The sequence below is a fragment of the Cryobacterium sp. TMT2-14 genome (assembly GCF_004402465.1).
Classification (GTDB): domain Bacteria; phylum Actinomycetota; class Actinomycetes; order Actinomycetales; family Microbacteriaceae; genus Cryobacterium; species Cryobacterium sandaracinum.
In genome coordinates, this window is record NZ_SOFV01000013.1 from 1 (window position 1) to 8,430 (window position 8,430).

The 8,430-nt window shown below is 67.1% G+C and carries 7 protein-coding genes, 1 tRNA gene and 1 pseudogene; 4 read left to right on the forward strand and 5 right to left on the reverse strand.

Annotation, left to right across the window (positions count from 1 at the left end; genetic code table 11):
- The 3 genes from E3O28_RS05460 to E3O28_RS05480 form a co-directional block, all read right to left on the reverse strand.
- The coding region (locus E3O28_RS05460; protein ID WP_277874688.1) for a DUF222 domain-containing protein at positions 1-423 on the reverse strand (423 nt) is incomplete at its 3' end.
- 665 nt (positions 424-1,088) lie between these two features.
- Entirely contained in the window at positions 1,089-1,814 is a 726-nt protein-coding gene (locus tag E3O28_RS05470) for a carboxylesterase family protein (protein ID WP_104099161.1), read from the reverse strand.
- Positions 1,815-2,116: 302 nt separating this feature from the next.
- A complete protein-coding gene (locus E3O28_RS05480; protein ID WP_104099160.1) occupies positions 2,117-2,851 on the reverse strand; it encodes a flavodoxin family protein in 735 nt (244 codons plus the stop codon).
- 105 nt (positions 2,852-2,956) lie between these two features.
- Between E3O28_RS05480 and E3O28_RS05485 the strand changes: the two genes are divergently transcribed.
- The 4 genes from E3O28_RS05485 (at position 2,957) to E3O28_RS05500 (ending at position 6,856) form a co-directional block, all read left to right on the forward strand.
- The gene (locus E3O28_RS05485) at positions 2,957-4,327 is read left to right on the forward strand and encodes an MFS transporter (RefSeq protein ID WP_134342550.1); all 1,371 of its coding nucleotides are present in this window, start codon (positions 2,957-2,959) and stop codon (positions 4,325-4,327) included.
- A gap of 48 nt (positions 4,328-4,375) precedes the next feature.
- Positions 4,376-4,448, forward strand: a tRNA-Arg gene (locus tag E3O28_RS05490).
- A 108-nt stretch (positions 4,449-4,556) separates the two neighbouring features.
- The gene (locus tag E3O28_RS05495; RefSeq protein WP_134415381.1) at positions 4,557-5,399 is read left to right on the forward strand and encodes a UbiA family prenyltransferase; all 843 of its coding nucleotides are present in this window, start codon (positions 4,557-4,559) and stop codon (positions 5,397-5,399) included.
- On the forward strand, positions 5,396-6,856 hold the full coding sequence (locus E3O28_RS05500) for an NAD(P)/FAD-dependent oxidoreductase (RefSeq protein WP_134400995.1): 1,461 nt from the start codon (positions 5,396-5,398) through the stop codon (positions 6,854-6,856). The genes E3O28_RS05495 and E3O28_RS05500 overlap by 4 nt, the downstream gene beginning before the upstream one ends.
- A 321-nt stretch (positions 6,857-7,177) precedes the next feature.
- Here the strand turns inward: E3O28_RS05500 and E3O28_RS05505 are convergent.
- Together E3O28_RS05505 and E3O28_RS05510 are read right to left on the reverse strand one after the other, a co-directional pair.
- Positions 7,178-7,321, reverse strand: a pseudogene (locus E3O28_RS05505) (DUF1918 domain-containing protein); the annotation flags it as partial.
- 159 nt (positions 7,322-7,480) lie between these two features.
- Positions 7,481-7,930 (reverse strand): MarR family transcriptional regulator, encoded by a 450-nt coding sequence (locus E3O28_RS05510; protein WP_134415382.1) that lies wholly within the window; start codon positions 7,928-7,930, stop codon positions 7,481-7,483.
- Positions 7,931-8,430 lie beyond the last annotated feature (500 nt).

Genomic DNA, 8,430 nt, shown 5'->3' on the forward strand with positions numbered 1-8,430 from the left:
GAGGCCGTCGCGGAAGAGCCCGAAGCCGACAGTGCTGCGGGCTTCGGCGACGGGCTCGTTGGGGGCGGTGCCGTCGGGATCGAGGCGGGCCTGCCACTGCCCCGCCATGCCCCGCACCAGGTCCGCGGGGAACGCGAACCCCTCGCCGGGCAGGCCGCGGGTTTCGTCGGTGACGGCGCCGGTGGCACTGGCCACCAGGGCACGTTCGGCGGTGCCGAGGTCGTCGGGCGCGACCCGGGCCGCGACCTGGTCGAGGGCGGTGACGATGTTCTCGGCCGCGTCCACGCCGAGGTCCCCGGCGGTGAGGGAATCGGCCACGGCCGGGTAGTAGGGCGGCAACATGCTGGTGCCCGCCCGGCGCGGGGTGACGTTCTCGCCCAGGCGCACCCGCCGGTTCGCCTCCCGGGAAGAGACGCGTGTCAGNCGCGTGTCAGACGGGTGATCAGGTCGATGCCGCTGCTGGCCCCGTTCTTATATGCGAGGGACTCATGGCCCAGGATGCGGCGGGACCGCACCGAAATGTCGGCGGCGGAGGCGACCCTGGCCGCATCGACCCGACGGCCGAGGTCTTCAACCATGCCCAGCACCATCATCGCGTCCGCCTCGCCCAGGAGCGAGAAAGACACCGAGTCGAGCACGGCCGCGGCCAGATCACGGGCCTGCCGCAACTGCTGCACGAGGGGTGATTGTGCACGGGGTGCCTGCGCGAGGGGTGCCTGCGCGAGGGAAGGCGCCGCCTGCGGTGAGGCGGTGGGGTGGTGCGGAGTGGGGGCTCCAGCCATGCCTTAATAGTAGATGTGTACTAATAATAAGTCAAGAGGTTCTGAACGAGTATAGAAAATAATTCGGTCGGCGCGGTGCCGTGGTTGGCCGACCACGCGCATCCGTCGGTGCGCCCCTCAGGCACCGCGGGCTTCCTAACGAATTCGACGGAGATTTTACCGATTTCGAGCCCAAACGGATGTTCTGGGCCGGTTCTGAGCAAAATCTCCGTCGAATTCGTTCGGCCAGGGGGCCGGCGCAGGAGTGCCGGGGAGCTCAACCGGGGAGCTCAACTGGGGAGCTCACGCCGACGGGCTCAACCGCCGCTACCCGCTAGAAGTTCGGCAGGAACTCCTGCCAGACCGCCCGCCGCTCTCCTCGCGGATCCGATTCGATGCGATCGACCTCGTCTCAGAGTCAGCCGGTCGGTTTCCGAGTAGGTCGGCCAGGTGTCGTCGGGCCGCCTTGTGCAGGCGAAGCGAAGCCAGTGCAGGCGCATCCGTTCGCCCGCGTTGATGAAGAGTTCCCGCCCGCCGAGCAGGATCATGGCCCGAGCCGTGGGGCCGTGGGGTCGTGGGGCCGTCGACGTGGTCGAACAGGGCGAACAGCTCGATTCCGTGTGTGGCGCTGATGCCCAGCGTGTGCTTAAGCCGCGGGACCAGGTCGAACCGGTACGTATAGACCGGCGCGACCCGGGAGTGGAAGTCGCCGATCTGCAGGCTCGGATACCAGAACACGAAATCCCCGCCGCAGTCCGACGACGACTGTTTCGCCGGCAGGCTCGCGTAGACGGAGCGCATCGCGTCGTGCGGGCTCTCCGGGGCGTGGTCGAAGATGGCCGCGATACGCGTCGGCGACTTCGGCAGGATGTCCACCCGGCCCCGGAACAGCGACCCCTCCCGCTCTTTGGTGCCGATGATCAGCGGCACCCGGTGCGCGGTCCCGTGACGGAAGGCGTCGAGCGGCCGCTCGGGCAGGAAATCCACGTCGATCACCGGGATCAGGCAGAAGGTGCCCGGGCTGGCATCCGGCGTGCGCGCCTGCAGCGCCACGGCCGCCTGGGTCAGGTCGGCTACCGCGGCGGTGGTCAGCGTGGATAAAGACCATCACCGGGCGGCCCAGCCGTCTACGCGACGCCGACGCCGGCCGAAGCACGTTGACACTCAGGCACTCCTCACCGGCCGCGGGGCCCGGAACCGCAGCTCGCCCACGGGTGGCGCAGCGTAGGGGATGCCGCGCCAGGCCGAATGCCATTGTCGTCCACGCCGCGCACGATCCCGCCGGTGACCCGCACCTGCAAGCGGCTCCGCGGGGTCGCGGTCATGGTGTCCTCACTTCGGGCGCGTCGACGCCGCTATCGGTACTCCGGGTTCGGCTGGAATCCGAACCGCTCGCCCTCGTCCCACTCCGCGCGGAGGTTCCCGTAGGCGGGGATGCCGCCGTTCGCCTTCAGCATTGCGGCCAGGTGCATCAGGTTCCAGGTCATAAAGGTCACGTTGCGGTTCGTGAAGTCACTGTCCGGCCCCCCGGAACCCGGGTCCAGGTAGCTCGGGCCCGGACCGATCGCGCCGATCCAGCCGACGTCGGCCGCCGGCGGAATCGTGAAGCCGATGTGCTGCAAGCTATAGAGCACGTTCGACGCGCAGTGCTTCACGCCGTCCTCGTTGCCGGTGATGACGGCCCCGCCCACCTTGCCGTAGTAGACGTACTGACCCTTGTCGTTCAGCTCCCCCGACATGGCATAGAGCCGTTCGATCACGCGCTTGGTGACCGAGCCGTTGTCGCCGAGCCAGATCGGTCCGCCGATCACGACGATGTCGGAGGCGCGCACCTTGTCGAACAGGGCGGGCCAGGCATCCGTCGCCCAGCCGTGTTCGGTCATGTCGGGGTAGACGCCCGAGGCGATGTCGTGGTCGATGGCCCGGATGTTCTCGACGTGGACGCCCTGCTCGTGCATCAGGTTGATGCTGAGGTTCATCAGGCCCTGTGTATGGCTGATTTCGGGGCTTCGTTTGAGGGTGCAATTGATGAACAGGGCCCGAAGGCCGGCGTATTCGAAGGATGCCTGGGTGTTGCGGATCGCGGTCATGGCGTCAGTTTTGCACCTGCCCCAGACCTCGTCTAGGGCCACACCGGGGCCCGCGCCCTCCGGATCGGGCCTTCGATCGGGCCGCGAATCGGGTTAACTGGGAGAGTGATTTCCAGAGAGCATCGGGTGTTGATCGTGGCCATTCTGGCGTCGTTCGTCGCGTTCCTGGACGGCTCCATCGTCACGGTCGCGCTGCCGGCGATTTCTCGGGAATTCGGCGGCGGTCTGGTGCTGCAACAATGGGCGGTCGACGGCTACCTGCTGTCATTGGGCGCCCTGATCCTCGTGGCCGGGTCACTCTCGGACACGTTCGGCCGGGTGCGGGTGCTCCGAATCGGACTGGTCTGGTTCGGGATCACCTCGCTGGCGTGCGCGGTCGCACCCTGGGGGAGTGCGCTCGTGCTGGCCCGGGTGCTGCAGGGCGTGGCGGCGGCTCTGCTCGTGCCGAGCTCCCTGGCGCTCATCACCTCGACGTTCTCGGGGGCGGCGCAGGCTCGAGCGATCGGGGCCTGGACCGGCTGGACGGGCATCGCGGGCATCATGGGTCCGGTGCTCGGCGGCATCCTGGTGGACACGCTCAGCTGGCGCCTGATCTTCGGGCTCAACGTGATCCCCATCATGGTTACCCTGGTGCTGCTGGCCGGCCTGGACGAGCCGGTGCGCACCCGTCCGGCGGCCCCCATCGACGCGTGGGGCGCCGGCCTGGCCGCGCTCGGGCTGGGCGGTCCGGTCTTCGCCCTGATCGAGCAGGGGCGGCTGGGCTGGGCCAGCCCGGTCGTGTTCGTGCCGCTTGTCGTCGGGCTGCTGGCCTTCGCGGGGTTCCTCTGGTGGGAGGCGCGCGCGCCGCATCCGATGATGCCCCTGAGCCTGTTCAAGATCCGCAATTTCGGCGTCGGTAACATCGCTACGGTCGGTTTCTACGCCGCCCTCGGCCTCGGTTTCTTCGTGTTCACGCTCTATCTGCAGCAGGTCGGCGGCTTCTCGGCGACCGTAACCGGTTTCGCCGGCATCCCGGCGACCGCCATGCTCCTGCTCTTCGCGACCCTGTTCGGCACCCTGGCCGGCCGCTACGGACCGCGCGCGTTTATGACCGTGGGCCCGATGGTGGCAGGAGCCGGATTCCTGCTGCTACTCGGGGCGGTGCCGCCGATCGCGCTCTGGTCGCAGGTCGTGCCGGCCGTCGTCGTGATCGGCCTCGGCCTGGCCATCACCGTGGCGCCGCTCACTTCCGCGGTCCTCGGCTCCATCCGGCCCGAGCAGGCCGGCATCGGCTCGGCCATCAACAACGCCGTCGCCCGGGTGGCCGGTCTAGTCGCGGTGGCTCTGGCCGGCACGATCATCGGGACTACGCTCGACGTTCCGGGATTCCAGCGCGTGATGGTCGTCGTCGCGGGCTTGATGTTCGCCGGCGGGCTCGCCTCCTGGCTCGGAATCCGCACCTCGGGTCCGGTTCTCGCGCCGGAGCACCCCGAATAACTGCTATAGTTTTCAAGTTGTCAGAGAGTACTTAGCTCTGGGCAGCCTGCGCTCGTAGCTCAACGGATAGAGCATCTGACTACGGATCAGAAGGTTGGGGGTTCGAATCCCTTCGGGCGCACATCTGGACCCCCGCAATCAGCAGATTGCGGGGGTTTCCTGTTTGTCCGAAATGCACGGGCGTCGGCACCCGAAAAAACGCGGTCTCTCGCAGCGATAGAGTGAGAAAGTGCTCACCCGCCTGGTTCAGATCTCCCGACCGGTGCTCTGGGTCAACACCATCGGAACCACCGTCATCGCCATGTGGCTGGTCGGGGATTTGTGGCGGTGGGAGATTGTTCCGCTGCTCCTCTGGGTGACGCTGCCGTTCAACCTGCTGATCTACGGTGTGAACGACATTTTCGACCAGGAAACGGATGCCCGGAACGCCCGCAAGGGTGGCCTCGAGGGGGCCCGCATCCTCGGCTCGGAAACCCGCGCCATCGTGCTCGGAGTCGTGCTGACCAACGTGCCTTTCGTGGCGTATTTCCTCGCTACGTTGCCGGCGGCGGCGCTCGCCTGGATCGCCGCGTACATGGTGATCTTCATCTTCTACTCGGCACCCCCGCTGCGTTTCAAAGCCCGGCGCTACCTCGACTCGCTCAGTAATGCCGCCTACGCTTTCCCGCTGGTCTTCGTGCCTCTCGCCCTCGGCGAGTCACCGGTCTGGGCGGCGGCGATCGGACTCATGGCGTGGAGTGTGGCCAAGCACACCTACGACGCGGTGCAGGACATCGACGAGGATCGTGCAGCCGGAATTCAAACCACTGCCGTTCATCTCGGCGCGCGCGGCTCCGTGGTGTGGAGCGGCGCGTGGTGGGCCCTGTCCACCGCGGGTTTCGCGCTGATCAACTGGCCGGTCGCCGTGGTGAATGCGCTCATCGCCGGCTGGTTGGTGGGGTCGCTGGGGCGCAGCCCCACGCCGATGACGGCCCGCCGAATGTACCGCTACTCGATCGCGTTCCCCTACGTCGCAGGTTCCGTCGCCGGGGCCCAGCTCGTGGCAGTTTTTTTGCTCAAGGAGCTCCTATGACACGATCCCGCAGGAAGACGAACCTGACCCCGCAGCGCATCGTCGTGCTCGGCGCGGGAGTCGGCGGGCTCACGGCCGCCGCGCTGCTGGCCCGCGCCGGCCATTCGGTGACGGTGCTGGAGGGCTCCGACTGGATCGGCGGAAAGAGCCGACGACTCGAAATCGACGGGCAGCACGTGGACACCGGACCGGCGCTGGTCACCTTCCCTCTGGTCTGGGAGGAGCTGCTGGCCCGCTACGACGCGCTCGGCGCCCGCCGCTCTGTTCCGGCCGAAGCCGCCGCGGTGGCCGCGGTGACGTTGCGGAGACTGCCTGAGGTGGGCCGGTACTTCTACCGGGGAGCGGACGCCGTCCTGCCGGTGCCCGCCGGTCACCCGTGGCACGCGGCCTGGACCCGGTTCGAAAAAGAACACGGTGGCCTCGGGCCTCAACTCACGAGCATGCTGACCGCCGACCCGGCCGATCCGGCATCGCTGCCGGCCGTACGCAACGTGTTTCGGCTCTACGGCACCCGCCTGACCACGCGCAGCTTTCTCGACGGCCTGAGCTGGATGCCCGAAGGCCTGCGTGAGGTCATCGCCATCCACACCCTCAATGCCGGTGTCTCTCCCCGGCGGACCCTCGCACTGTATGCGAGCATGCCGGCGATCATGGCCAGGGACGGCGTGTGGGTTCCCGAGGGCGGTGTGAACGAGCTGCCGCTCGCATTGCACCGGCTCGCGTTGAACGCCGGCGCGGTCGTGCGCATTAGCGAGCCCGTCACAGCCGTGTCGAAAGGGCTCGTGACCACGGCGACGACGACGCATCCGGCCGACGTGATCGTGAGCGGGCTCGACCGTGGGGTGCTCGACGGGCTGCTCGGCGTGCCGCCGGTCCGGCCACGGAAGCTGTCCTGCTCCGGCGTGGCCATCTATGCCGTGCTTGAGACCTCGTTGCCGGAGGGCACCGCCACGCATTCCGTCGTGTTGCCCGACGACCCGGCCGCCCTGCACCGCAGTCTCGATGCCGGGGCTGTGCCCGAGCAGACGATGGCCTTCCTGAACTATTACCGGCCGCACGAGGTCTATGCCAACGACCGGGCCACCGTGGCGGTGCTTCTCACCGCGCCCGCTGACGGCCGCCGCTATGACCTCGACAGCCCGTGGGTGGCGCGTGAGGTCGCGCGGGTCAGCGCCGCCGTGGGCCTGGACCGGCCGATCAGCGAGCTGTTCCGTGATCACGTCGTGCTTGATCCGCGGTACTTCGCTGGCTGGGGCTCCACCGGTGGTGCGCTCTACGGCGCCACCAACCCGCTCTGGCAGAGCGGGCCGTTCCACCGCCCCGGGTACACCAGCCGGGCACGCCCGTGGCTGTGGCGGGTGGGGGCATCGGTGCACCCCGGCGGCGGTATACCGGCCGTGCTCGGCGGCGCCATGACAGCGACCCACAAGCTGATCGGCCGCCTCGACGCCCGCTGACCGAGGAGTGACGGCCGCCGGATCAGCGAACGGCCAGGTCCGGCCGAGGCAGATGCGCCGACTCGGGGCGCACATTGGCGCGATCACAGCCGAAGCAGGTCAGCACGTAGACGGGGAGGGCGCGGTGTACGGCGTGCACCGGGTTCGGCGTCAGGCGAGCTGTCGAGTGGCAAAAAGGACACGTGATTCTCATGGCTGAAGCTCCTGATCTTGTACCCGCCACGATCTGCAACGCGTGTTTCGAAGTTGACTCAGGTGATGTGGGCGCAGTACCCCCTTGACCTGGCCGGATGCGTGTGCCGTACCCTCCGGCATTCTGTGCTAGCGAGGTTCGATGTGCTCGACCATGAAGTCCGTGCCGGGGAACAGGATGCTCTCATGCCCTTCGCTGAACCGCACGAGGTAGGGAGGTTCGCCGTCAAGCCCGCGAACCTCCACGATCTCACCGTGCCGGTCCGGTGCTTCTACCGTCTTTCCTCAGATGACGACCCGGTCTCCCTGTGCTGCATGCATGGGAATTTCCTCCTCGCGGATCACCGTACGCCCGCTCGCGCCCCCTGCACAGGGCAGCGAGACGCGGCGCGCCGGGTTCCGTCAAGGCTGGCGCAACCTGGGCGGTGCAGGTCAGTCCTCGCCATGCAGGCGATCGCAGAGGGCGGTGAGTTGCAGGAGCTCGTCGGTGCCGAGCGTGTCGCCGATGCGGTCGGTGATGGTGCCCATGTGCTGGACAGCGACCCGGCGGAACAGGTCGAAGCCGGCATCCGTCAGTTCGATCAGGGCGCCGCGGCCGTCAGTAGGGTCGGTGTGCTTCCGCACATAGCCCCGCGCGGCCAGTCGGTCGACCAGACGGCTCACGCTCGGCTGGGTCAACAGCACCTGCCGATTCAAATCGCGGAGCCGCAGGCGCCGCCCGGCAGCCCGGGACAGGTTGAACATTACGTCGTACTCGTTGAACGAGATGTCATGAGCCGGAAAATCGGCGGCCAGGCTGCGCATAATGGCAACCTGGGCACGAAACAGTGATTCCCAGGCGGCCACGGCCACGGCTCGATCAGTCACGCTGCCTCCACACATCCTTGATCTCCAAGAATAGGGACTCGGCATCGGGACGCCTCCCCCACTCGTGGGGATTTGAACAAAAAAAGAATGACGAACAAGTGGCGCTTCGTTACGCGTTCGTTATATATTCGTAGTGCGTCAACCGTTTGCTGTGGCGGAAGACGCGAAATGTGATTGCAGGACACTCTTGGTGCAAGGGAAGAGGGCCGGTCGTAGCTACTACGACCGGCCCTCTGTCACGCCATCGCCGTCGAATTGTTTTGCAGCGTCGCTCCCGGAAGGCGAGAACCGACCGCAATTTGTGGATGTTGTTCATCCCGGGCGGAGCGCCGTGCCCGGTGTTGGACCAATTCGACGGAGATTCTGGTCTGAAACTGCTTTTCGGAGTATTGCGGGGACGATTTGGGCAGAATCTCGGCTCCCCTGCTGTATCCGTGGGTGTTTCGGAGCGCCTTAACGGCCGCACGCCGCTTCCTGTCTAGGTTTCTGACTGTCAAAGGAAAGAAACTTTATAG

Bases quoted from the DNA above. Each gene is read 5' to 3' on its own strand.
- E3O28_RS05480 (WP_104099160.1), bottom strand. From the start codon at position 2,851: ATGACCGCGATCCGCAACACCCAGGCATCCTTCGAATACGCCGGCCTT.
- E3O28_RS05500 (WP_134400995.1), top strand. From the start codon at position 5,396: ATGACACGATCCCGCAGGAAGACGAACCTGACCCCGCAGCGCATCGTC.
- E3O28_RS05510 (WP_134415382.1), bottom strand. From the start codon at position 7,930: ATGTGTGGAGGCAGCGTGACTGATCGAGCCGTGGCCGTGGCCGCCTGG.